We start from the raw sequence: 23,331 nt of genomic DNA, 5'->3' as shown, positions 1-23,331 counted from the left end.
TTATCACACCGTGCTCGGGGACCGAATGTAGCGCACGTGGAAGTCCTGTGTTCCCGGGGCGGTGATTCGTGTCAGTAGTGAGACATCACTGACTCGCCATCACGACAATGTCCCGATCGGGCAGCCACCCCTCCGCCGGCCGCCGCAGCCAGCCCTCCTCGGCGGCGACGACGGCCGCCGCCCGCCGGAGAGCGCTCAGGGCGGGATGAACAAGCCCTTTCCGCCACACAAGGGACACGGGTGACAGCGGGATCGGGTCCACGAGAGGGCGCAGCACCGTCGAGGGCAGTGGCGGAAAATCGATCACGGCGAGGATCGGGTGACGGGTCCTGGCCATGATCCGCTGGAACTCCTCCTCCCCGACGGCCAGCGGCGCGGGCGGCGCGAGCGTGATCCCCCGTCCTTCGAACAGCGACCGCGCGAGGTCCGTCCACTCCGGCGTACGGGGGTTGCCGGCCCCGGCGTAGACCGTCTCGCCGGCCAGCGCGGCGAGCGGCACCTCGGTCAGTGCGGCCAGCGGGTGGTCCTCGGGCAGGACGACCGCCATCGGCTCGTGGCGCACGGGCTGCTGGTCGAGTCCGGCCCGCAGCGCGGGGGCGAGGCCCGCGAACCGTCCGAACGACGCGTCGAGCCGCCCCGCGAGCAGTTCCCCCGCGGCCCCGGTCAGCCCGCTCTCGTAGCGGGCCATCAGCTCGTGCCCGGGGGCGAGTTCACGGGCCCGGTGCAGCACCCGGCGCGGGGTGTGCAGGCCCGGGCTGTTGAGGTCCACCAGCAGGGGCCGGGCCCGTCCGGCGGCGGCGAGCAGGTCGTCCTGCGCCTGGAGCACCGCGCGGGCGTACGGCAGCAGGCGCTCGCCGTCGGCGGTCAGGGTCACCTGGCGGGTGGTCCGTACGAACAGCTCGCTGCCCAGCTCCCGTTCCAGCCGCCGTACGTCCCTGCTGAGCGCCTGCTGGGCGACGTAGAGGCGGGTGGCGGCCCGGGTGAAGTGCAGCTCCTCGGCGACGGTCACGAAGGCGCGCAGCAGGCGGGGGTCGAGGTGGGCGGGGGCGGACATGACGTGAACTTACAACACGGGTGCGTCAATCGGCGCCGGGAAGGTGTTGGACCGGCCGCGCGGCCACGGGCGACGGTGGTGTCATGCCCCAGCCGACCTCCCGTTCCCGGGACACCCCCCTGCTCACGGTCACCGCCGACACCCTGGTCGCCGTCGACTTCGGCCCGCGCGGGCGGCGCGAGCCCCGCGCGAAGGGCCCGTACCGCCGTCTCTTCGCACTGCCCGGTGCCCGCGCGTTCACCGCCGGCAACCTGATCGCGCGGCTGCCGATGGGCATGTTCAGCGTGAGCGCGGTCGTGATGATCGCCGGGACGCGGGGCTCGTACGCCCTGGCCGGCGCCGTCACCGCGACGGGCCTGGCGGCGACGGCGGTGGTCGCGCCGTGGACCGCGCGCCTGGTCGACCGGTACGGGCAGGCCCGGGTCGCCCTGCCTGCCACGGTGTTCGCCGTGCTCGGCTCCCTCGCGCTGCTGCTCTGCGTACACCACGGCGCCCCGGACTGGACCCTGTTCGCCTCCTACGCCGCCACCGCCACCACCCCCAACACAGGCGGGATGTCCCGGGCGCGCTGGGCGCACCTGCTGAAGGGGGACGCCGAGGCCCTGCACACCGCCAACTCCTTCGAACAGGCCGCGGACGAACTGTGCTTCATGCTCGGCCCGGTGCTCGCGGCCTTCCTGTGCGGGACGTTCTTCCCGGAGGCGGGCACGCTCGTGGGCGCCGTGCTGCTGCTCGCGGGCGTCCTGCTGTTCACCGCCCAGCGCTCGACCGAGCCGCCGGTCGAGCGGCGTTCCTCCGCGCGGGCGCCGCTGCGGGCGCCCGGCATGCGGCCGCTGCTGGCCGTCTGCCTGGCGACGGGCGCGGTGTTCGGCTCGCTGGAGGTCGTCACCCTCGCGTTCGCGGACGAGCGGGGGCACCGCTCGGCAGCCGGTGCGGTGCTCGCGCTCCAGGCGGCCGGCTCCTGCGCGGCGGGGCTGCTGTACGGGGTGGTGCGCCCGGCGGGGTCCGCGCGGTCCCGGCTGCCGTGGTGCCTGGCCGCGATGACCGCGCTGATGGTCCTGCCGCTGCTCGCGGCCGGGCTCACCGGTTCGCTGGTGCTGCTGGCGGGGGCGCTGCTGGTCGCCGGGATGGCGACCGCGCCGACGATGGTCACCACCATGACCCTGGTCCAGCGGTACACCCCCGAGGGCCGGCTGAACGAGGGCATGACGCTCGCGGTGACCGGTCTGCTCGGCGGGATCGCCTGCGGCAGCGCGGCGGGCGGCTGGACGGTGGAGCGCGTCTCGGCGACGGCCGGGTACGGCGTGCCGGTGGCGGCGGCCGCGACCGCCCTCCTCGTGGCCCTCTGCACCCTCGTCCTGTTCGGGCCGTCGAACCGCTCCACCGATTCCCTCCCGACCCATTGACGGCCACGGGCCCCGCACATACCTTCACCCGTCGAAGCGCTTCGAAACCGCTTTCTGCATCCCCACGGACCGTGCAGATGAGGACCCCCGATGGTGAAGATCACGGATGTGGCCCGGCGCGCCGGGGTCTCCCCCAGCACGGTCTCGTACGCGCTCAGCGGCAAGCGTCCGATCTCCGACGCGACCCGGCTCCGGGTCCAGGCGGCCGTCCGCGAGCTGGGCTACCGCGCGGACGGCGGTGGCCGGGGCCCGGCCGCCCGCAGGTCGAAGGTGCTGGCCCTGGCGGCCCCGGTGCGCTCCGGCGTCCACGTGCCGGTGGTGACGCGGTTCGCGGTGTCGGTGGTCACCGCCGCCCGCGCCCACGACCACGACGTGCTGCTGCTCACTCAGGGCGAGGGCGAGGAGGGCCTCGGGCGCGTCGCGGACATCCGGCTGGCGGACGGGGTGATCGTGATGGACGTACAGCTCCAGGACCCCCGGCTGCCGCTGCTGCGCTCGGGGGCCTTGCCGTCCGTGCTGATCGGCGTGCCCGCCGAGCCGGACGGGCTGACCTGTGTCGACCTGGATTTCCGGGCGGCCGGTGAGCTGTGCGTGGACCATCTGGCGCGGCTCGGGCACCGGGTGGTGGCGCTGGTCGGCTCGCCGCCGGAGGTGTACGTGCGGCGGACCGCGTTCGCGCGCCGGCTGGTGGAGGGCTTCACGGCGGCCGCCGACCGGCACCGGCTCACCTCGGCCGTGCATCCGTGCGGGACCGGCCGGGACGCCGCCCGCGCGATCGCCGAGCGGCTGGTGCGCGAGCTGCCGTCGCTGACGGGGGTGGTCGTGCACAACGAACCGCTCCTCGATCCGCTGATCGACGCCTTCGAGCGGCTGGGCCTGAGCATCCCCGGCGATCTGTCCCTGACCGCCGTCTGCCCGTCCCCCGTCGCCGCGGCGGCCCGCGTCCCGATCACCTCGGTCGCGGTGCCGTCGGCGGAACTGGGCACCCGCGCGGTGCACCTGCTGGTACGGAAGCTGTCCGGGGTCCCCGTACCGGAGGTCACCCTGCTGCCGCCCCGGCTGACGGAACGGGCGAGCACGGCACCGCACGGGACGTGACGGCCGGTTTCACCCAGCCCGGTCGGCCCAGCCCGACCGGGCCAGCCCGGCCCGGCCGGTTCCGTCCCGGCCCGGCCCGATCGGTTCCGGTTCCCGGGCTTTCCCTGGCCGCATGACAAAGGCCCCGCCGCTCGAAGCGACGGGGCCCGTGCCCACATGGGGTGGAGTGGAGATGGCGGGAATCGAACCCGCGTCCAACGGTGCGGAACCAGGGCTTCTCCGTGTGCAGTCGGCTGTGCTTTTCTCGGCCCCGGAGATCACGCCGACAAGTCTCCGACGGGCCCAGTCACTGTGTGGTTTCCCTCTTCACCCCGTGACCGGGTTCAAGGTTTAGTCCCCTAGATGATGCCAGGATCCGGGTCGGGAACACCCCCGGGCTGACACTCCCTTAAGTAGGGGAGCCGCTGCTCGCTACCTGAAGATCAGGCAGCGAGGGCGAGCTCGCCCTGGGAGATGGATCGCTTGGAATTGGCGATTATTTTTTTCGGCCTGTGGTTTACGAGATCATGGCCGCTTCCTCGACACGCTTCCCCTGCTTCGACAGCCGCTGTCGAAACCGATCATCCCCATGTTGATTTTTCAACCCCCCGGAGGGGGCACGCACCCGCTATGAGGTGCTTGCGCCATCGTACGTGACCGACGCCCGACGATGCCACCGTATTCCCAGCGGTCATCCCGCCTTCGTAGAGGGTTCAACGCCGGCCGGGTCCGGGATGTTCCCGCTCAGGCCCGCTGCTTCCGGCGGACCGCCGAGATCGCCCGTTCGGTCTCGCGCCGGTCCTGCTTCTCCCGGAGCGTCTGCCGCTTGTCGTACTCCTTCTTGCCCTTCGCCAGCGCGATCTCGACCTTCGCCCGGCCGTCCTTGAAGTACAGGGCGAGCGGCACGATGGTGTGGCCCGTCTCCTGGGACTTGGACTCCAGCTTGTCGATCTCCTCGCGGTGCAGCAGCAGCTTGCGCTTGCGCCGCGCGCTGTGGTTGGTCCAGGTGCCCTGGCTGTACTCCGGCACGTGCACGTTGTGCAGCCACGCCTCGTTGCCGTCCAGCTGGACGAAGCCGTCCACCAGCGACGCCCGGCCCTGGCGCAGGGACTTCACCTCGGTGCCGGTGAGGACCAGGCCGGCCTCGTAGGTGTCGATGATGAGGTAGTCGTGCCGCGCCTTCTTGTTCTGCGCGATCAGCTTGCGCCCTTTTTCCTTAGCCATAGTGCCGCCCATTTTCGCACTACGGAGGGGGTCGGCGGGAAGCCGATTATCGACCGCGGGCTAGCGGCCGAGCCCGCTGAGGACCGTCTCGGCGCGCTGGAGCGCCTGTCCGTCGGCCTCCAGGTCGGGGGCGAGGCCGTGCCCGTCGACGCTCCGGCCGGAGGGGGTGCGGTAGTGGCCGACGGTCAGCTCGGCGACGGAGCCGTCGGGCAGCTCGGTCGGCATCTGGACCGAGCCCTTGCCGAAGGTGCGGGAGCCCACGACGACCGCCCGTCCGCGGTCCTGCAGGGCGCCGGTGAGGAGCTCGGCCGCGCTCATCGTGCCGCCGTCGACGAGCGCGACCAGGGGTCTGGTGGTGTCGCCGCCGGGCTCGGCGTGCAGGGCGCGCTGCTCGCCCTCGACGTCGTACGTGGCGACCAGGCCGCCGTCGAGGAAGGCGGAGGCGGCGGTGACCGCCTCGGCGACCAGTCCCCCGGAGTTGCCCCGGAGGTCGAGGACGACGCCGGCGTCGGCGGGTGCCTGCCGTACGGCGGTGCGGACCTCGTCGCCGGAGCCCTTGGTGAAGGCGCCGACCGTGATGACGGTCACCCGGGAGGCGAGCTCGCGGACGGTGACGGTGTCCCGGGAGAGCCGGGCGCGGCGCACGGTCTCGTGCCACGCGCGCGTGCCGCGTTCCAGGCCGAGCCGGACGGTGGTGCCGGCGGACTCGCCGGTGGTCTCGCCGCGCAGTAAGGAGACGACCTCCGTGACGGGCCGGCCGTCGACCTTCTCGCCGTCGACGCTGCGCAGCCGGTCGCCCGCGCGGATCCCGGCGTCGGCGGCGGGCGTGTCGTCGCCCACCCTCGTCACCTCGATCCGGCCCTCCCGCTCGCGGGCCCACAGGCCGACGCCGGTGTACCGGCCGTCCAGGGCGTCCTCGAACTCCTCGTACTCGTCCGGGGAGTAGACGGCGGCCCAGCGGTCGCCGCTGCGGCTGACGGCGCGCCGGGCGGCCTCCAGGGGGGAGGCGCCCTCGGCGGCGGCCTCCTCGGCCGCCCGGGCGACATCCGTGCCGTGGCCGACGGGGGCGGCCGAGGCGGCGCCGTCCGCCGTGGCCCCGTAGTCGGCCCCGGGGAGGTTGCCCGTGGCCGCGCCGGCGACGAGCACGCTCGCGAACACCAAGGTCAGGGCGGCCCCGCGGCGGATGCGGCGGGGCTGACAGAACAGGGCACGACCTGACATGCCGGTGAGTCTAGGACAACGCGAAGGGGCGCACGGCAGGTTGGCCGCGCGCCCCTCGTGGCAAGGGTCACTCGGTCTCTTGCGAGGAGGCTCCGACGTTCAGGCCGAAGCGAGGAAGGGGCGCGAACACACACCCCGGTTCACTGGTCAGGGTGATCGCAGCGGGAGAAGTGGGCGGGCGTGCGGGGCTCGTACGTACGGTCAATTGACCAGGAGTTGACTGACCGGGACAGGGGCGGAGGCCATGGAAAAGGGGGCGCGGCGTGCGCGGTATACGTATCGGCTGCGGGTGTCGGCCGCCGCCCGAGCAGAACTGGAAGGGGAGTGGGGGCGGTGCCGGTGGCTGTGGAACGAGTGCGTGGCCCGCGCGAAGAAGGCTTACTCGGAGGGAGAGGTGTGTGGTCCGGCCCGGCTGGACGGGATGTTGACGCGTGCGCGTGCGGTGACACCGTGGCTGGCCAAGGGTGCCTCCGTGCCGCAGCAGCAGGGCATCCGTGACTTTGCCGCATCCCGTGGTAAAGCGCTCAAGGACATCAAGAACCGGCTGCCGGTGAAGCGGCGGGCAGGGATACCCCGCCACAAGAAGCGGCGCGAGTGCGACCCGTCGCTGAACTACACGCGGCGCGGTTTCCGCCTCAAGAACGGGCGCCTGCATCTGGCAGGCGGGATCGTCCTGACCGTGGTCTGGTCCCGCCCTCTCCCGGCCGAACCGTCCTCTGTGCGGGTCTACCGTGACCGCGTCGGCCACTGGTACGCCTCGTTCGTCGTTCCTGCCCCGATCGAGCCGCTGTCGCCGACGGGTGCGGTCATCGGGGTCGACTGGGGTGTGAAGGAGACCGCGACCACCACGTCCGACCGCCATGACCTTCCCCACCCCCGCCACGGCTTCAAGGCGCAGGAGAAGCTGTCCCGCTACGACCGGATGATGGCCCGCCGTAAACCGAGGAAGGGGCAGGCAGCATCGAAGGGCTACCGCGAGGCGAAGCGGTGGCGGGCGAAGACCTACGCCAAGATCGCCCGGCAGCGGCAGGACACCGCCCGCAAGTGGGCCAAGCGCGTGGTGCGCGACCACGATGTGATCGCGGTGGAAGACTTCCGGCCGAAGTTCCTCGCCCGCACCACAATGGCGAGCAAGGCGGCCGATGCCGCGATCGGCGCCACCAAACAGGCCCTGGTCGAGATGGGCCGCAAGCACGGCCGGGATGTGCGTCTGGTGCATCCCGTGCACACCACCATGGACTGCGCCAGGTGCGGAGCGAGAACCAAGCACGCACTCCCGCTGTCCGAACGTACTTACACCTGCACCGCGTGCGGAGCTGTCTCCCCCAGGGACAAGAACTCCGCCCACGTGATGCTCACCCGGGCAGGTCTGAACCCGGCTGGTGACGAAGGCACAAGACCTCCCGGAGCGCCGCTCCGGGAGGCGGTCTGAGCCAGGAATCCCCTCCCGCTCAGGGAGGGGAGCCGTCAAACCTTCAGATACTTGCGCAGCGCGAAGAACGCGGCCAGCGCGGGCATCAGCAGACTGGTCGCGAGGATCAGCGGAAGCTTCGTCAGGACGGCGTCCCAGCCGATGAAGTTGATCAGGTTCAGCTTCTCCGACAGGGCCAGCCCGTTGTCGATGATGAAGTACCGGCCGACCACCAGGAACCCGCACGCGAGGATGCCGCCGATGAGTCCGGCGACGGCGGCCTCCATGATGAACGGCGTCTGGATGTAGAAGCCGGAGGCGCCGACCAGCCGCATGATGCCGGTCTCGCGGCGGCGGCTGAACGCGGAGACGCGCACCGTGTTCACGATCAGCATCAGGGCGACCACCAGCATCAGCGCCATCACCGCGCGGGCGGCCCAGTTCATGCCGTTCAGCAGTCCGAAGAGGTTGTCCAGGATGCCCTTCTGGTCCTGCACCGACTGCACGCCGTCCCGCCCGTCGAAGGCGGTCGCGATGACCTGGTACTTCTCCGGGTCCTTCAGCTTGATGCGGTACGACTCCTGCATCTGGTCCGGCGTCAGGGAGCTGGCCAGCGGGGAGTCGCCGAACTGCTCCTTGTAGTGCTTGTACGCCTCATCCTGCGACTCGTACGTCACCGAGTCGACGACCGACATCTTCTCCAGGTCGGTCTTGATCTGGCCCTTCTGGTCGTCGGTCACCGCGCCCTTGGCGCAGTTGGGGTCGGACTCGGCGTCACTCTTGTTGCACAGGAAGATGGAGACGTTGACCTTGTCGTACCAGTAGCCCTTCATGGTGTTCACCTGGTCGCTCATCAGGAGCGACCCGCCGAACAGGGCGAGCGACAGGGCGACGGAGACGACGACGGCGAAGGTCATCGTCAGGTTGCGGCGGAGACCCACACCGATCTCCGACAGGACGAACTGGGCGCGCATGGCGTCTGATCAAGCCTTTCCGTGGAGCGTCAGTGCTGGTAGCCGTAGACGCCGCGTGCCTGGTCGCGGACGAGACGGCCCTTCTCCAGCTCGATGACGCGCTTGCGCATCTGGTCCACGATGTTCTGGTCGTGCGTCGCCATCACCACGGTGGTGCCCGTCCGGTTGATCCGGTCGAGCAGCTTCATGATGCCGACGGAGGTCTGCGGGTCGAGGTTGCCGGTGGGCTCGTCGCAGATGAGCAGCTTGGGCCGGTTGACGAAGGCCCGCGCGATGGCGACGCGCTGCTGCTCACCGCCGGAGAGCTCGCCGGGCATCCGCTCCTCCTTGCCGCCGAGCCCGACGAGGTCGAGCACCTGCGGCACGGACTTGCGGATCTCGCCGCGCGACTTGCCGATGACCTCCTGCGCGAAGGCGACGTTCTCGGCGACCGTCTTGTTCGGCAGCAGGCGGAAGTCCTGGAAAACGGTCCCCAGCTGGCGCCGGATCTGCGGCACCTTCCAGTTGGAGACGCGGGCGAGGTCCTTGCCCAGGACGTGCACCTGTCCGTGGCTGGCCCGCTCCTCGCGGAGGATCAGCCGCAGGAAGGTGGACTTTCCGGAGCCGGAGGACCCCACGAGGAAGACGAACTCGCCCTTCTCCACTTCCAGGGTGACGTCCCTGAGTGCGGGGCGGTTCTGCTTGGGGTAGGCCTTGGACACGTTGTCGAATCGGATCACGGATGCACCACGGTTAGCCGGGGGTAGATGAGCGTGACCATACGCGAACCGGGTAGGCGAGCGCAGGCACCGGAGCCGTTGTGCAGGACTTACGCCCTTTTGTTCCAGTGCCGGGCGGGCACAGCACCCCCGGGGCGCGGGGCTGTGACATGTGCGGCTCCGCCGCGCGGGCGCGGCCGGCCCCGCAGCGCCGCAGCCGCGAAACCCTCCCAAACCACCCCTCCCGGAGCGACCCGGCGCGGCTTCCGCGGGAACCTGGCACAGTGGAAGGGGAACGTTCGCGAGAGGGTGGGCGTTGTTCATCTGGAACCGGTGCGAGGAGGGCGAGCGCATGACGTACGACCGGCTGGTGTGCGCGAACTGCGCCGCGCCCGTGAGCGAGGGCCGGTGCCCGGTGTGCCGCGCGAACCGCGAGCGGCTGCAGCAGGAGAACTTCTTCGCGGGGCTGAACCCCATGACGCTGATCGCGCTGCTGGCGGTGCTGGTCGCGGCGGTGGCGCTGCTCGCCCACCAGACCGCCTGACGTACGGGACAGGACGCGGCGAAGGACCCGGAGCGCGGTTGCGCTCCGGGCCCTTCGCGTTACGTCATGAGTACGGTGCGTACGCGCGCGGCCACCGTCAGGCGGCTGCGCCGCGGCCGGACATCATGCGCGGCAGCACCCGGAAGCCGATACCGCCGGCGATCATCGTGGCGGCACCGATCAGCAGGAAGGTGGTCTCGGCGGCACCGGTCTCGGCGAGCTCCTTGCCGTCGCCGCCCTGGGCCGAGGTGGCCGGGACGTCGTCGCCGGTGTCGGTGAGGGCCGAGGAGCCCTCGTCCTGGGGAGAGGCGTCGTTACCGCCGTCCGGGGTGGTGCCGGTGTTGTCGTCGTCACCGTCGTCACCCGGGGCGGGCTCTACGGGGTCCTCGCCACCGTTACCGGGGTCCTCGCCACCGGGCTCTTCCCCGCCCGGCTCCTCGCCACCGGGGTTCTCACCGCCGGGGTTCTCGCCACCAGGGTTCTCACCACCGGGGTTCTCACCGCCCGGGTTCTCACCACCCGGGTTCTCACCACCGGGGTTCTCACCGCCCGGGTTCTCACCACCGGGGTTCTCACCACCCGGGTTCTCACCACCGGGGTTCTCACCACCGGGGTTCTCACCACCCGGGTTCTCACCACCCGGGTTCTCGCCACCCTCCCCTTCGCAGTCCGGATTGACCACGATGTCACAGCCCGGGTCCGGCTCGTCGCCCTCGGTGGTGATGCCGATGTTGAACTCGAGCGCCGAAGCGGCACCCGCCGCCGTCAACGACGCACCCGCGGCGATCACGGCGCCGGCTGCGATGCGTGCGACGCGGATCCGCGTCTTCTTCGTCATGTGTGTGCTACCCCCAGTAGCTGATCGTCAATGAGGCCGCGCTCGGGGCGGTGATCAACGGGGGTGACTCTGATGAAACGCCCCCCGGTTCACATGCGCCCCAGAGATACGCATGCCACGCTTCACCTTTCCCATTTTCCAAAAGAACGTCAAGGCCGTTGCGTACGCGATGTCCACCTACGCACGCTTTGCGTGAAAACGAAACTGTGAGTGTGATGTAAATCCCGGATGCCACCGGACGAAAAAGGCAACTGCCGTCCAAGTGACGGCAGTTGCCTTGTCGACAAATCTGCGTTCGCGCGGGAGGTTACTTCTCCTGCTGCTTGCGCCAGCGAATTCCGGCCTCCAGGAAGCCGTCGATCTCGCCGTTGAACACGGACTCGGGGTTGCCGACTTCGTGCTCCGTGCGCAGGTCCTTGACCATCTGGTACGGGTGCAGCACGTACGAACGCATCTGGTTGCCCCAGGAGTTGCCGCCGTCGCCCTTGAGGGCGTCCATCTTGGCCTGCTCCTCCTGGCGGCGCCGCTCCAGGAGCTTGGCCTGGAGGACGTTCATCGCGGTGGCCTTGTTCTGGATCTGGGAGCGCTCGTTCTGGCAGGAGACCACGATGCCGGTGGGAAGGTGGGTGAGCCGCACCGCGGAGTCGGTGGTGTTCACGCCCTGACCGCCGGGACCGGACGACCGGTACACGTCCACCCGCAGCTCGGACTCGTCGATCTCGATGTGGTCGGTCTGCTCGACCACGGGGAGGATCTCGACGCCCGCGAAGGAGGTCTGGCGGCGGCCCTGGTTGTCGAAGGGCGAGATGCGCACCAGGCGGTGGGTGCCCTGCTCGACGGAGAGGGTGCCGTAGGCGTAGGGCGCCTGGACGGAGAAGGTGGTCGACTTGATACCGGCCTCCTCCGCGTACGACGTCTCGATCAGCTCCGTCTTGTAGCCCTTCTGCTCCGCCCAGCGCAGGTACATCCGCTGCAGCTTCTCGGCGAAGTCGGCCGCGTCGACGCCGCCGGCCTCGGCGCGGATGTTGACGAGCGCCTCACGGGAGTCGTACTCGCCGCTGAGCAGCGTGCGGACCTCCATCTCGTCCAGCGCCTTCCGGACCGCGGCGAGCTCGGACTCGGCCTCCGCGCGGGTGTCCGGGTCGTCCTCCTCCTCGGCCATCTCGAAGAGCACGGAGAGATCGTCGATCCGGCCCCGGAGCGCCTCGGTCTTCCGCACCTCGGCCTGGAGGTGGGAGAGCTTGCTGGTGATCTTCTGCGCCTCGTCCGGGTTGTCCCACAGGGACGGCGCGGCCGCCTGCTCCTCGAGCACGGCGATGTCTGCCCTCAGCTTGTCGAGGTCCAGAACGGCCTCGATCGACTCCATGGTCGAGGAGAGGGACTTGAGCTCTTCGGATACATCGACGACTGCCACGCCCTCCAGCGTAACGGCTCCGCGCACCGGCCCACGCAGTGCGGCGGGGCCGGAGGGCCGGTTCGCCTGCCGGCGCCGGCCGGGTGCCTCCCCCGACTCTCGGCTCCTCCCCCACTCCCGGCTTCGCTCGAGCAGGGGGACCCCCATGAGCGGGAGGCACCCCACCGCCCACCCTCCCCCACCCTCGGCTGCGCTCGGGCCGGGGGACCCCCATCGCCCCGGGGGCACCTCCCAGGCATTCAAGGCACCGAGGGAGGCACGACTGCCCGCAGCTACGGGTTCGCGGGCGCCGAGTTCCGGGTGTCCTGGGGCGGGGGCGCCTCGTCCTCCGTCGTGGCCAGCCAGGTGCCGATGCCCGCCGCCACGAGCACCACCGCCGCCACCGCCAGGGTGAGCCGGCGCCGGCGGGTGACCGCGCGGTTGCGGGCGGAGCCCGGCCGGCGCGCACCCGCCGCGCGGGGCGCGCGGGCCGTGCCGCGGGCACCGCCGGCCAGCTCGTCGGGGGCCGGCACCCGCATCGACGTGTGCGTGTCCCGGTTGGAGTCGGCCGGTTTCGCGCCCGGCACCAGCGGGACCGCGCCGCGGCGCCGCACCGGCGCCCCGGCGGCCGGGGCCGGCCCGGAGGGCTGGAGCTCCTCCCCCGCCTCCTCCACGGGCTCGGTGTCCGGCTCGTCCACGTCCAGCGGCGGCATCCCCGCCAGCATCGGCAGCAGCTCCCGCAGCCGTGCGCCCAGCTCGGAGGCGCGCAGCCGGGACGCCGGGGCCTTCGCCAGGCACTGCACCAGCAGCTGCCACAGCTCGTCCGGGATGCCCGGGAGGGGGACGACCGTCTCGGTGACGTGGCGGCGCAGCACCGCGCCCGGGTGGCCGCCGCCGAACGGCGTGAAGCCGGCGAGCAGCTCGTACAGGACCGTGGCCAGCGCGTAGATGTCGACCGAGGCGCGCGGGGGCAGGCCCTCGACGAGCTCCGGGGCCAGGTAGTCAGGCGTTCCGATGATCTTCGTGGCCCGGGTGCGGCGCGGGGTGTCGATGAGTTTCGCCACACCGAAGTCGGTGAGCAGGGCGCGGTGCGAGCCGCCGGGCCCGAACGGGCCCTCCATGTCGAGCAGCACGTTCTCCGGTTTCACGTCCCGGTGCACGACCCCGGCCGCGTGTGCCGCCGCCAGGCCGTCGGCGACGTCGGCGACGATCGCCACGGCAGCCTCCGGGGCCAGCCTGCGCTCCCGGTCGAGGCGGGTGCGCAGGTCCGTTCCCCGGACGAGGTCCATGACCAGGGCGAGATCGTTGCCGTCGACCACCAGGTCGCGTACGGAGACGACGTGCGGATGCTCCAGGCCGAGCAGCACCGTCCGCTCCCGCACGAAGCGGCCGACGAGCTCCTGGTCCGAGGAGAGATCCTCACGCAGCAGCTTGATGGCGACGGGCCCGTCGGGGCCCTCGCCCAGCCACACCGTGCCGGCGCTGCCCCGCCCGAGGATCTGATGGGCGGTGTACCGGCTGCCGATTCTCCGTGCCAAGACTGCTCCTACCGACGCGTGTTGCCGCTAAAGCTACGCGTCCGGAGTGCCGGCCTTCACAGCGGATCCGGAAATCACCCTTCAGATGTCGACAAATCAGCAAACAAGCTCAGTTCGTCCCGGAGGGGCCCGAGGGCTCCGAGGAGCCGCCCAGGTCCTCGATCCAGCCCGTCACCGAGCCGAACCAGTCGCTGAGCTGGTCCCAGTAGCCCTTGCCGGTGCCGATCCAGTCCTGGAGCGGGCTCAGCTCCCAGATCAGCCAGCTCGCGACGAACAGGATGACGATCGTGAACAGGCACCCCTTCAGGCAGCCCAGGCCGGGGATGCGCATCGGGTTGGCACCACGCTGCCGGGGCTGCCGCGGCTCGCGGGCCGGGCGCTGCGGCTCCGGCGGAGGCGGCGGGGCGTAACGCTGCGGCTGGGGCTGCTGCCGGCGCTGGGGCTCCGGCGGCGGGGCGTACTGCTGGGGCTGGTGCTGCTGCGGGTGGCCGTAGCCGGGGCCGGGCTGCTGCGGCTGGGGGCGCCGCTGCGGCTGCTGCTGCGGGGGCCGGGAGACCTGCCGCTGGGGGCGGCGGCGCAGCGGGTCCTGGCTCGGGTCGAGGTACTGGACCTGGGTCTGCTCGTTGCGGTCGCGGGCGGCGCGGAGCTGGTTCTGCCAGGGGTGCGGGTCCTCCGGACCGGCACCGGGTCCGCCGGGCTGCCCCGGCGGTACGGGGGGCATGACGGCCGTGGGGTCGGCGGCGCCCGCCGGGCCGCCGGTCTGCGGCAGGACGCTGGTCGCGCCGTCGGGGTCGTAGCCGCCCGCGCCGCTCTGCGGCAGCACCTGCGTCGGGTCGGCGGCGCCCGGCGCGCCGGGTACGGGCGCGGGCGCCGGGTCGGGGGCGAGGAGCGCGCCGACGTTCTCGGCGGCGGCGATCTGCGCGGAGTTCGCGTGCACGCCGATGCCGTCGGCGACGACGCGCAGGCCGCGCGCGAGGTTCTCGGCGCTGGGCCGTTCGTCGGGGTTCTTGCGCAGGCAGCGCTCGATGACCGTCCACAGCGGGTCGGGGACCGTGGAGGGGCGGCGCGGTTCGGCGCTCAGGTGCTGGTGCAGCACCTCCAGGGCGGAGCCGCCGGAGAACGGCGGGCGGCCGGTGACCAGCTCGTACAGCAGGATGCCGGCGCCGTAGATGTCGACGGCGGAGGTCTGCGGGCGGCCCTCGGCGGACTCGGGGGCAATGTACGCGGGCGTGCCGACGAACTCGTGGGTGCGGGTCAGGCCCGGGGAGTCGGCGAGGCGGGCGATGCCGAAGTCGGTCAGCATCGGGTGCATCTCGCCGTTCTGCTGCTTGAGCAGGACGTTGGCGGGCTTCAGGTCGCGGTGCACCACGCCGTCGGCGTGGCTGGCGCCGAGCGCGTCGGCGATCTGCGCGGTCAGCAGGGCGGCGGCGACGGGGGTGAAGGGGCCGTTCTCACGGAGGTGGCGGTGCAGGTCGGGGCCCTCGACGAGGTCCATGACCAGCGCCAGCAGATCACCCTCGACGACCAGGTCGCGGACCCGGACGATGTTGGGGTGGGTGAGCCGGAGCAGGACGGACCGCTCCCGCAGGAAGCGCATCACGACGTCGGCGTCGTTGGCGAGCTCCTCCTTGAGGACCTTGATCGCGACGGTCTCGCCGGGCTGTCCCGGTACGGCCGCCTCGGCGCCCGCGGTCTCCCGCTGGCGGGCTCGCCAGACGGTGCCCGTGGCGCCGCGTCCGAGCGGCTCCTCGAGCAGGTACTTGCTGCCGACTGGCCGCACGTCACGCACTCCCTGCTGCTTGCTTGGCGTACACCCTGGTCCACCGTGTCACGGAACGTTCCGACCCACTGTAGTGCCGCCGCGCGGGATACCGGCCGGTCGTCTTCGACGTGATCTCCCCGTGGGGCTCACGCACTGGTTCCCGTCCGTCGTACCGGTTCCCGTCCGTGGGCGGAGGTTCGCAGGAAAGACGCTCGACCCGGTCCGTCGGTTGCCGCATGCCGGACGTGACCGATCTCAAATGGACCCGGAACGATCATTCGCTCCTCACCGGTCAGGCACTTTTGCGGGCAGAGCCGACCAATCAAGATCATTTGCTGCCGGAGGGCGGGCGCGTTGTCGGTGGCAGGTGCGAGGATGCGTGAAGTACTGGCCGTACGTGCGCGTGTGGCGGTGGGGGAAGTCCGCGGGCGGGGGATCCGCGGGGCGGTGGTGTCCCCCCGCGTCGCGGGCGCCCGCGCAGAAGGGACCGCTGACGGCGATGCAGATCCGGCTGACCGTCGTAGACCCGCTGGGCCCCTCCTCCCCCGCGCGGGAGCGGGCCGCGAGCTGCGACGTGCTGGTCACGGCGCCCGCGGGCACGGCCCTGGCCGCGGTCGCCTCCGCGCTGGCCGCGGTGGTCCCCGGCGGCGACGGCCCGTCCGGCTCCTCGGGCACACCGGTGCTCTACGCCGGTGACCAGCGGCTGGACGCCCAGCGCTGCACGCTGGGCGAGCCGCCGCTGATCGACGGCGCGGTGCTGGCCGTGGGCGCCCCGGGCGAGCCCGAGCCGCACCCCGAACTGGACGGGGCCCCGACCCGGCTGCACGTCGTCGCCGGTCCCGACGCGGGCGGGGTGCACCTGCTGCACGGCGGCGAGATCCGCATAGGCCGTTCCGCCGACGCCGACGTACCGCTCGACGACCCGGACGTCTCCCGGCTGCACTGCGCGGTGACGGTCGCCCCGGACGGCGGCGTCTCGGTCGCCGACCTCGGCTCCACCAACGGCACGACCCTGGACGGCCGGCGGGTGGGCCCCCGCCCGGTCCGCCTCACCCCGGGCGCGCTCCTGCGCGTCGGCGAGTCGGCCCTGCGCCTGACCCCGGCGGCGGGTCCCCGCGCGCGAGCGGCCACGACACCGGACGGCGAGGGGCACGTACGGGTGCCGCCCCCGGCCGGGCAGGCCGACGGCGAGGACGCCCCCGCGCGCGCGACGGCACCGACGGCCCCCACCCACCACGCCCACGGCTCGGCGGGCTGGGCCGTGACGGCACCGGACGTACAGGGTGTACGGGACGTACAGGACGCGCGGGAGACGCCGGACACGGCGCGGTGGGACGGCGGGAGTCAACCGCCGCGGGTGCCGGGACAGGGCCGCGCCCCCGGGATCGAGCGCACCGGCACCGCCCCCGGGGGGCGCGCGGTGCACACGGTCACCCGGGGAGACGTGCCCCGCCCTCCCCAGGGCCGCCGCGTGTCGCGGCCGCTGCCCGCCGACGGGGACACGCACGCGGGGCGCTCCGGCGTGGGCGCGCCCGGTACGGGCCCCGGTGCCGCCGGCCGTTCCGCCGGGACGGCTCCCGAGGGGGTCCGCGGCGAAGAGGTCCGGGGCGAGGGGGTCCGGGGCGAGGGGGTCCGGGGCGAGGGGGTCCGCGGCGAAGAGGTCCGGGGCGAGGGGGTCCGGGGCGAGGAGGTCCGGGGCGAGGGGGTCCGGGGCGGGACGGCCGTCCCGGCGCCCGGCCGAGCGCCCGACGGCGCACCCGGTGGCGCGCCCGGCCGTCTCACCGGCCCGACCACCGGGCCCGCCACCGGCCACATGCCCACCGGCACACCCTCCACCCCGCGCGAGGGGTTCCCCGGGACCCGCAAGGGCACCCCCGTGCGCGGCACCGACCTCCCCCAGCCGACGGGCGGGCGCAGGCGCGGTGGACTCACCGCCTGGGCCCGGCGGCTGACCGGCGGACGGCAGGAGCCGCAGGCCGCGTGGGCCGCCCACGGCGAGGAGGGCTCCGGTGTCGCACCCGGCCCGGGCGCGACCGCCCCCGCCGTGCCCGAGACCTGGCCGGACCCCGCCACGCTGCTGCTGACCGCGCTCGGCCCCGGCCCCCGGCTGTGGGAGCGCGGACCGGGCCACCCGGAGGCGCTCACGGTGCGGCTCGGCACCGCGGACCGGCCGGCGCCGGACGGCTCCGGTCTGCTGCCCGCCGTCCCGGTGACCTCGGGGCTGCGCGAGGCCGGCGCGCTGGGACTGGCCGGCCCGCGCGAGCGGCTCGCCGGACTGGCCCGCACGGTGCTCGCCCAGCTCGCCGCGCTGCACTCCCCCGACACCCTGGAGATCGTCCTGATCGCCGCGGACCCCTCCCGCCCCCTGGCGGAGCGCACCGCCGAGTGGTCCTGGCTGGGCTGGCTGCCGCACGTGCGCCCGGGGCACGGCCAGGACTGCCGCCTGCTCCTCGCGCACGACCGCGAACAGGCCGCGGCCCGCGCCGAGGAACTGCTGCGCCGGCTGGAGGACCACGGCCACCCGGCCCCCCGCACCCCCGGTGAGGGACCGTACGAACCGTACGAAGGGCCGTACACCGTGGTCGTCGTGGACGGCGACCCCGGCGGCTCCGACGTGCGCGAGGCGGTGGCACGGCTGGCCCTGGAGGGACCCCGGGCCGGGATCCACGTGGTGTGCCTCGCCGAGACGGCCGCGGCCTCCCCCGCGTCCCCGGTGACGGAGACGTACGAGGCGGCCTGCGCGGCGGCGCCGGCGTTCCGGCAGTGCGGGGCCGTCGCCCTGCTCAGCGGGGACGTGGCGACCGCGCTGCGCCTGCTGCGGGTGGCCGGGACCGGCTCCGGCCGTCCCTCCGGCCCCGTCGGCCACGGCACCCTCGCCACGGTCGACGCGGTCTCCCCCGCCTGGGCCGAGCGGTTCGCGCGGGCGCTCGCACCGCTGCGCACGGACGGCGCCGGCGGGGAGCGGCACGCGCGCGTGTCGGCGCCGCTGCCCCGGTCGGCGCGGCTCCTCGACGAGCTGGGCCTGGCCCGGGCCACCCCGGCCTCGCTGATGGCCCGCTGGGCGGACGCGGCCGACGACACCCAGGCGCTCGGCGGACGCGTCACCGCCGTACTGGGCGCCGGACCGCGCGGCCCGGTCACCGCCGACCTCGCCGCCGACGGACCGCACCTGCTGGTCGAGGGGCCGCCCGGCAGCGGTCGTACGGAACTGCTGCGGGCGGTCGTCGCCTCGCTGGCCGCCGCCGAGCGTCCCGACCGGCTGGCCGTCGTGCTGGTCGACGGCCGGGGCGCCCCCACGCCGGGCGACGCGCCCGGCGAGGGCCTGCGCGTGTGCACGGACGTACCGCACGTCACCACGCACCTGTGCGCCAACGACCCGGTGCGGATGCGGGAGTTCGCGCAGTCCCTGAGCGCCGAGCTGAAGCGGCGCGCGGAGCTGCTGGGCCGGTCGGACTTCGCGGAGTGGCACACCGGGCGGGAGCTGTCGGACCGCATGGTCGCCCAGCGCACGGCGTCCGCGTCCCGCGCGGAGCAGAACGGGGACCTCGACACCCCGCCCAGCTCGACGCTGCGGCTGCGGCCGGGCGCCGACCGGCGCAAGACGGGGGCCGCGCCGCCGCTGCCCCGGCTGGTGGTGGTCGTGGACGACCTGGACGCGCTGGTGTCCCCCGCGCTCGGTTCGCCGGGGCGGCCCGCCGCCGGGTCGGTGATGCGGGCGCTGGAGGCGGTGGCGCGGGACGGTGAGCGGCTGGGCGTGCACCTGGTGGCGGCCACCGGGCCCTGCGCCCGTACGGCGCGGACCGAGCCGGTGCGGCAGGCGTCGCTGCGGGTCGCGCTCGACGCGGCGGTGCCGGGGGGCGGTCCGGACGAACCGGCGCCGGGGCGGGGGCGGCTGACCTGTCCGGACGGGCGGGAGACGGCGTTCCAGGGCGGGCGGGTGACCGGGCGCATTCCGCGGACGGCGACCCTGCGGCCGACGGTCGTTCCTTTGGAATGGCACCGCATGGGGGATCCGCCGGCCCGCCGTCAGGTGCGCGAGCTCGGTAACGGGCCCACCGATCTGGCGTTGCTCGCCAGTGCGTTGGAGCGGGCGGCGCGGCAGGTGGCGGCGGCGGAGGTGCCGTCGCTGCTCTGACCCGGGGAACGTCGGCCGGCACTCGGGGCTGGGCGGGGGGTGTTCGCGCGGCCCGGCGCTTGCGGGGTGCCTCCCCCACTCTCGGCTGCGCTCGAGCGGGAGGTGCCCCCACCGCCCACCCTCCCCCACCCTCGGCTTGCGCTCGGGCGGGGGGACCCCCATCGCCCTGGGGGCACCTCCCAGGCCTTCGAGGCACTGGGGGAGGCACGACTGCCCGCGGACGGCGACGCCCGCGGTTGACCGGTGACGCTTGGTCACGACGCGGTCACGATAGCCGTTTTGACACGGGAGGCGGTCTTGCCACCCCTACCCCCCGGGCGTAGACCAGAGCGCACGGGACAGCGCTCGGCGTTCGACGGAGCACGAAGAACGGGGCAGTGATGCGCAGGACGAGCAGGATCATCCGGATACGTGGTGCCGCGGCGCTCGCCGCCGGAGTGCTCGCGGTCTCGCTCACCGCGTGCGGTGGCGACGACGGCGGCGGCGACGACGAGGAGAAGGGCGGCGGAACCGGCGGAACCGGCGGAACCGGATCCACCGTCACCCTTCCGAAGCTGGACGGCGCGAGCCTCGAGGTCGCCGCCGTGTGGACCGGCGCCGAGCAGGCCAACTTCAAGAAGGTCCTCGCGGAGTTCGAGAAGCGCACCGGCGCCAAGGTGACCTTCGTCCCCGCCCAGGACCCGATCATCAACTTCCTCGGCTCGAAGGTCGCGGGCGGCGCCCCGCCGGACGTGGCGATGCTGCCGCAGCCCGGCGCCATCAAGCAGGCCGTCGACAAGGGCTGGGCCAAGCCGCTCGGCGCCGAGGCGACCAAGGAGCTCGGCGAGAACTACTCGCAGGGCTGGCAGGACATCGGCAAGGTCGACGGCAAGCAGTACGGCGTCTACTACAAGGCCGCCAACAAGTCGCTGATCTGGTACAACGCCCAGGTCTTCGAGAACGCGGGGGCCGCCGAGCCGAAGACGTGGGACGAGCTGCTCACGACCGCGCAGACGGTGTACGACTCCGGTGTCACCCCGTTCTCGGTCGGCGGCGCCGAGGGCTGGACGCTGACCGACTGGTTCGAGAACGTCTACCTCTCGCAGGCCGGTCCGGAGAAGTACGACCAGCTCGCCAAGCACGAGATCAAGTGGACGGACCCGTCCGTCAAGGAGGCGCTGACCACGCTCGCCGAGATCTGGGGCAAGAAGGACTACGTCGCGTCCGGCGCGCTGGGGACCGACTTCCCGACGTCCGTGACGCAGACCTTCACCGGCGGCGACCAGCCCAAGGCCGGCATGGTCTACGAGGGCGACTTCGCGCAGGTCAACATCGGCGAGACCGAGGCGGAGGTCGGCACGGACGCGAAGGTGTTCCCGTTCCCGGCCGTCGGCGACACCGCGCCGGTGGTCTCCGGCGGTGACGCGGCCGTGATCCTGGAGGACTCAAAGGCGGCGCAGGCGCTGGCCACCTTCCTGGCCTCCCCCGACGCGGCGGCGATCCACGCGAAGCTGGGCGGCTTCCTCTCCCCGAACAAGAGCGTCGACCCGTCGACGTACCCGAACGCCGTGCAGAAGAAGATCGCCGAGGCGCTGATCGCGTCCGGCGACGACTTCCGCTTCGACATGTCCGACCAGGCCCCGCAGGCGTTCGGCGGCACGCCCGGCAAGGGCGAGTGGAAGGCGCTGCAGGACTTCCTGAAGAACCCGAAGGACGTCGCCGGTACGCAGGCGAAGCTGGAGGCCGACGCGGCCGCGGCGTACGGGAACTGAACCGGCGATGGCGTCGGACACGGCGGCGGGGGCACCGAAGACGTCCCCCGCCGCTCCCAAGTCGCGCAAGAGCGTCACCGGCACCCGCACCACCGTCGCGGCGCTGTTCCTGCTGCCCGCGCTCGTGCTGCTCGGTGCGCTCGTGGTCTACCCGATCGGGTACTCCGTCGTCCGCAGCTTCTACGACCAGTCCGGCGACGGTTTCGCCGGATTCGACAACTACCGGGCCCTGTTCACCGACGACGGCATCCGCACCGCCCTGAAGAACAACATCGTCTGGGTGGTGTTCGCGCCGACGATCGCGACCGCGCTCGGCCTGGTCTTCGCGGTGCTGACCGAACGGGTGCGCTGGGGCACGGCGTTCAAGCTGGTCGTCTTCATGCCGATGGCGATCTCGATGCTGGCGGCCGGGATCATCTTCCGCCTGGTGTACGACCAGGACCCGGACAAGGGCGTGGCGAACGCGGTGTGGGTGGGGGTGCACGACACCTTCGCCCAGTCCTCGGCGTTCCCGAAGGCGCACCCGGGCCGCGAGTCGCCGCTGGAGCCCGCCGGCGGGGGCGCGTTCATCACCAAGGGGACGGTGAGCACCGGTGACACGGTGACGCTGCCGCTGGTCGGTGTCGCCCCCGACCTGATGCCGGACGAGGCGGAACGGGCGGCGGCACCGAAGCCGGAGGACGACCGGATCACCGGCACCACCTGGCAGGACTTCACCCGCGGCAAGGGCGTCGGCACGCTGAACGGCGTCGACGCGGCCGAGCTGGGCTATCCGGGGATGAGGATCGAGGCCGTCAAGGACGGGAAGGTGGTGGAGACGGCCTCGGCGGGCGCCGACGGCACGTTCTCCTTCTCGTCGAAGGCGGACGGGGCCCGGCTGCGGCTCCCGGCGGGCAACTTCGCCGAGCCGTACAACGGCCTGGACTGGCTCGGCCCGTCGCTGGTCACCCCGGCGATCATCGGCTCGTACATCTGGATGTGGGCGGGCTTCGCGATGGTGCTGATCGCGGCCGGGCTCGCGGGCATGCCCCGGGAGCTGCTGGAGGCCGCGCGGGTGGACGGCGCGAACGAGTGGCAGGTGTTCCGCAGGATCACGGTGCCCCTGCTGGCGCCGGTCCTCGCGGTCGTCACCGTCACCCTGATGATCAACGTGCTGAAGGTGTTCGACCTGGTCTTCATCATCGCCCCCGGGTCGTCCCAGGACGACGCGAACGTCCTCGCGCTGGAGCTGTACCGCAAGGGCTTCGCGTCGGACCAGCCGGGTGTCGCCAGCGCGATCGCGGTGTTCCTGCTGCTGCTCGTCATCCCGGTGATGTGGTTCAACGTCAGGCGGCTGAGGCGGGAGGTCAGGCGATGAACACCACCAAGGCGGGTGCACGGCCCGCCGTCAAGGCCGAGCAGTCGCTCGGCTCCCGGCTCAGCCAGTGGGTCAGCGGCGGTCTGGTGCGCGTCTTCCTGATCGTCGTGGGCCTGTTCTGGCTGGTCCCGACGGTCGGGCTGCTGCTGGCCAGCCTGCGCACCCCGCAGGACATGGCCGCCGACGGCTGGTGGAAGGTGTTCACCGAACCCTCGCGGCTCACCTTCGGCGCCTACGAGACGCTGCTGGAGAACGACGACATCACCGGCTCGCTGCTGAACACGGTGTACATCACCGTCCCGGCGACCGTGCTGGTGGTGGTGATCGGCTCCCTCGCCGGGTACGCCTTCGCCTGGATGGAGTTCCCCGGCCGGGACTGGTGGTTCCTGGCCGTGGTGGGGCTGCTGGTGGTGCCGGTGCAGGTGGCGCTGATCCCGATCGCCGAACTCTTCGGCAACCTCGGCCTCTTCGGCTCCGTGACCGGTGTGGTCCTCTTCCACGTCGGTTTCGGTCTGCCGTTCGCGGTGTTCCTGCTGCGGAACTTCTTCGCGGAGATCCCGAAGGAGCTGCTGGAGGCGGCCCGGCTGGACGGCGCGGGCGAACTGCGGCTGTTCGTCCGGGTCGTGATGCCGCTCGCCGGGCCGGCCATCGCCGCGCTCGGCATCTTCCAGTTCCTGTGGGTGTGGAACGACATGCTGGTCGCGCTGATCTTCACCGATTCCGGGAGCCAGCCGATCACGGTCGCCCTGCAGACGCAGGTACGGCAGTTCGGCAACAACGTCGACGTCCTGGCGCCCGGCGCGTTCATCTCGATGGTGGTCCCGCTGGTCGTGTTCTTCTCGTTCCAGCGGCAGTTCGTCTCCGGTGTGATGGCGGGTGCGGTGAAGTAGCCGCCGTACGAGTCACGTTGGAGGGGCGGATCCGTACGGGTCCGCCCCTTCGTGTGAC

Annotated in this window: 17 protein-coding genes and 1 other RNA gene; 8 read left to right on the top strand and 10 right to left on the bottom strand. The window is 72.6% G+C overall.

Annotation, left to right across the window (positions count from 1 at the left end; all coding sequences use genetic code 11):
* Positions 1-85 precede the first annotated feature (85 nt).
* The gene (locus tag AB0A94_RS24810) at positions 86-1,054 is read right to left on the bottom strand and encodes a LysR family transcriptional regulator (RefSeq protein WP_361747667.1); all 969 of its coding nucleotides are present in this window, start codon (positions 1,052-1,054) and stop codon (positions 86-88) included.
* A gap of 83 nt (positions 1,055-1,137) precedes the next feature.
* Here AB0A94_RS24810 and AB0A94_RS24805 point away from each other — a divergent pair, with 83 nt between their 5' ends.
* Both AB0A94_RS24805 and AB0A94_RS24800 read left to right on the top strand, forming a co-directional pair.
* Complete coding sequence (locus tag AB0A94_RS24805; RefSeq protein ID WP_361747665.1) at positions 1,138-2,460, top strand: MFS transporter; 1,323 nt, start codon at positions 1,138-1,140, stop codon at positions 2,458-2,460.
* A gap of 90 nt (positions 2,461-2,550) precedes the next feature.
* On the top strand, positions 2,551-3,558 hold the full coding sequence (locus AB0A94_RS24800) for a LacI family DNA-binding transcriptional regulator (protein WP_361747663.1): 1,008 nt from the start codon (positions 2,551-2,553) through the stop codon (positions 3,556-3,558).
* Between the two features lie 164 nt (positions 3,559-3,722).
* Here AB0A94_RS24800 and ssrA read toward each other — a convergent pair.
* The 3 genes from ssrA to AB0A94_RS24785 all read right to left on the bottom strand — a co-directional run bounded on the left by ssrA (position 3,723) and on the right by AB0A94_RS24785 (position 5,982).
* Positions 3,723-4,126: a transfer-messenger RNA gene (gene ssrA / locus AB0A94_RS24795) on the bottom strand.
* Positions 4,127-4,281: 155 nt separating this feature from the next.
* On the bottom strand, positions 4,282-4,761 hold the full coding sequence (gene smpB, locus AB0A94_RS24790) for an SsrA-binding protein SmpB (RefSeq protein ID WP_030834350.1): 480 nt from the start codon (positions 4,759-4,761) through the stop codon (positions 4,282-4,284).
* Positions 4,762-4,821: 60 nt separating this feature from the next.
* A complete protein-coding gene (locus AB0A94_RS24785; protein ID WP_361747661.1) occupies positions 4,822-5,982 on the bottom strand; it encodes a S41 family peptidase in 1,161 nt (386 codons plus the stop codon).
* A gap of 244 nt (positions 5,983-6,226) precedes the next feature.
* Here AB0A94_RS24785 and AB0A94_RS24780 point away from each other — a divergent pair, with 244 nt between their 5' ends.
* Positions 6,227-7,414, top strand: a complete 1,188-nt coding sequence (locus AB0A94_RS24780) for a transposase (protein ID WP_361747659.1) — start codon at positions 6,227-6,229, stop codon at positions 7,412-7,414.
* 35 nt (positions 7,415-7,449) lie between these two features.
* Here the strand turns inward: AB0A94_RS24780 and ftsX are convergent, their stop codons facing one another.
* Complete coding sequence (gene ftsX, locus AB0A94_RS24775; protein WP_361747657.1) at positions 7,450-8,367, bottom strand: permease-like cell division protein FtsX; 918 nt, start codon at positions 8,365-8,367, stop codon at positions 7,450-7,452.
* A gap of 29 nt (positions 8,368-8,396) precedes the next feature.
* Positions 8,397-9,086, bottom strand: coding sequence for a cell division ATP-binding protein FtsE (gene ftsE, locus AB0A94_RS24770; protein WP_030834344.1), 690 nt, complete (start codon positions 9,084-9,086; stop codon positions 8,397-8,399).
* A 331-nt stretch (positions 9,087-9,417) separates the two neighbouring features.
* Here ftsE and AB0A94_RS24765 point away from each other — a divergent pair, with 331 nt between their 5' ends.
* The gene (locus AB0A94_RS24765) at positions 9,418-9,609 is read left to right on the top strand and encodes a hypothetical protein (RefSeq protein ID WP_142195050.1); all 192 of its coding nucleotides are present in this window, start codon (positions 9,418-9,420) and stop codon (positions 9,607-9,609) included.
* A 97-nt stretch (positions 9,610-9,706) separates the two neighbouring features.
* Here the strand turns inward: AB0A94_RS24765 and AB0A94_RS24760 are convergent, their stop codons facing one another.
* The 4 genes from AB0A94_RS24760 to AB0A94_RS24745 form a co-directional block, all read right to left on the bottom strand.
* Positions 9,707-10,447, bottom strand: coding sequence for an LPXTG cell wall anchor domain-containing protein (locus tag AB0A94_RS24760; protein ID WP_361747655.1), 741 nt, complete (start codon positions 10,445-10,447; stop codon positions 9,707-9,709).
* Between the two features lie 307 nt (positions 10,448-10,754).
* Positions 10,755-11,861, bottom strand: coding sequence for a peptide chain release factor 2 (gene prfB / locus AB0A94_RS24755; RefSeq protein WP_217128398.1), 1,107 nt, complete (start codon positions 11,859-11,861; stop codon positions 10,755-10,757).
* Positions 11,862-12,133: 272 nt separating this feature from the next.
* Positions 12,134-13,378, bottom strand: a complete 1,245-nt coding sequence (locus tag AB0A94_RS24750) for a serine/threonine-protein kinase (protein WP_361747653.1) — start codon at positions 13,376-13,378, stop codon at positions 12,134-12,136.
* Positions 13,379-13,487: 109 nt separating this feature from the next.
* Positions 13,488-15,158: a serine/threonine-protein kinase gene (locus AB0A94_RS24745; RefSeq protein ID WP_361747651.1), complete on the bottom strand. Its 1,671-nt coding sequence runs from the start codon at positions 15,156-15,158 to the stop codon at positions 13,488-13,490.
* 481 nt (positions 15,159-15,639) lie between these two features.
* Here AB0A94_RS24745 and AB0A94_RS24740 point away from each other — a divergent pair, with 481 nt between their 5' ends.
* From AB0A94_RS24740 to AB0A94_RS24725, 4 genes are all read left to right on the top strand, one after another.
* Positions 15,640-19,275: an FHA domain-containing protein gene (locus AB0A94_RS24740; RefSeq protein WP_361747649.1), complete on the top strand. Its 3,636-nt coding sequence runs from the start codon at positions 15,640-15,642 to the stop codon at positions 19,273-19,275.
* A gap of 380 nt (positions 19,276-19,655) precedes the next feature.
* Positions 19,656-21,026, top strand: a complete 1,371-nt coding sequence (locus tag AB0A94_RS24735; protein WP_361747647.1) for an ABC transporter substrate-binding protein — start codon at positions 19,656-19,658, stop codon at positions 21,024-21,026.
* A 7-nt stretch (positions 21,027-21,033) separates the two neighbouring features.
* On the top strand, positions 21,034-22,383 hold the full coding sequence (locus AB0A94_RS24730; protein WP_361747645.1) for a sugar ABC transporter permease: 1,350 nt from the start codon (positions 21,034-21,036) through the stop codon (positions 22,381-22,383).
* Complete coding sequence (locus tag AB0A94_RS24725; RefSeq protein WP_361747643.1) at positions 22,380-23,273, top strand: carbohydrate ABC transporter permease; 894 nt, start codon at positions 22,380-22,382, stop codon at positions 23,271-23,273. Before AB0A94_RS24730 ends, AB0A94_RS24725 begins: the two co-directional genes overlap by 4 nt.
* Positions 23,274-23,331: the final 58 nt, after the last annotated feature.

It is taken from the genome of Streptomyces sp. NPDC044984, assembly GCF_040646935.1.
Taxonomy (GTDB): domain Bacteria; phylum Actinomycetota; class Actinomycetes; order Streptomycetales; family Streptomycetaceae; genus Streptomyces.
This window is presented reverse-complemented; position numbering and strand designations above follow the sequence as displayed.

What these genes read in the sequence shown, in the direction of transcription:
- AB0A94_RS24780 (WP_361747659.1), top strand. Translation starts at nt 6,227, where the DNA reads ATGGAAAAGGGGGCGCGGCGTGCGCGGTATACGTATCGGCTGCGGGTG.
- AB0A94_RS24810 (WP_361747667.1), bottom strand. Translation starts at nt 1,054, where the DNA reads ATGTCCGCCCCCGCCCACCTCGACCCCCGCCTGCTGCGCGCCTTCGTG.
- AB0A94_RS24730 (WP_361747645.1), top strand. Translation starts at nt 21,034, where the DNA reads ATGGCGTCGGACACGGCGGCGGGGGCACCGAAGACGTCCCCCGCCGCT.
- AB0A94_RS24740 (WP_361747649.1), top strand. Translation starts at nt 15,640, where the DNA reads ATGCAGATCCGGCTGACCGTCGTAGACCCGCTGGGCCCCTCCTCCCCC.
- AB0A94_RS24735 (WP_361747647.1), top strand. Translation starts at nt 19,656, where the DNA reads ATGCGCAGGACGAGCAGGATCATCCGGATACGTGGTGCCGCGGCGCTC.
- AB0A94_RS24760 (WP_361747655.1), bottom strand. Translation starts at nt 10,447, where the DNA reads ATGACGAAGAAGACGCGGATCCGCGTCGCACGCATCGCAGCCGGCGCC.
- AB0A94_RS24725 (WP_361747643.1), top strand. Translation starts at nt 22,380, where the DNA reads ATGAACACCACCAAGGCGGGTGCACGGCCCGCCGTCAAGGCCGAGCAG.
- AB0A94_RS24800 (WP_361747663.1), top strand. Translation starts at nt 2,551, where the DNA reads ATGGTGAAGATCACGGATGTGGCCCGGCGCGCCGGGGTCTCCCCCAGC.
- smpB (WP_030834350.1), bottom strand. Translation starts at nt 4,761, where the DNA reads ATGGCTAAGGAAAAAGGGCGCAAGCTGATCGCGCAGAACAAGAAGGCG.
- AB0A94_RS24805 (WP_361747665.1), top strand. Translation starts at nt 1,138, where the DNA reads ATGCCCCAGCCGACCTCCCGTTCCCGGGACACCCCCCTGCTCACGGTC.
- AB0A94_RS24785 (WP_361747661.1), bottom strand. Translation starts at nt 5,982, where the DNA reads ATGTCAGGTCGTGCCCTGTTCTGTCAGCCCCGCCGCATCCGCCGCGGG.
- AB0A94_RS24765 (WP_142195050.1), top strand. Translation starts at nt 9,418, where the DNA reads ATGACGTACGACCGGCTGGTGTGCGCGAACTGCGCCGCGCCCGTGAGC.
- ftsX (WP_361747657.1), bottom strand. Translation starts at nt 8,367, where the DNA reads ATGCGCGCCCAGTTCGTCCTGTCGGAGATCGGTGTGGGTCTCCGCCGC.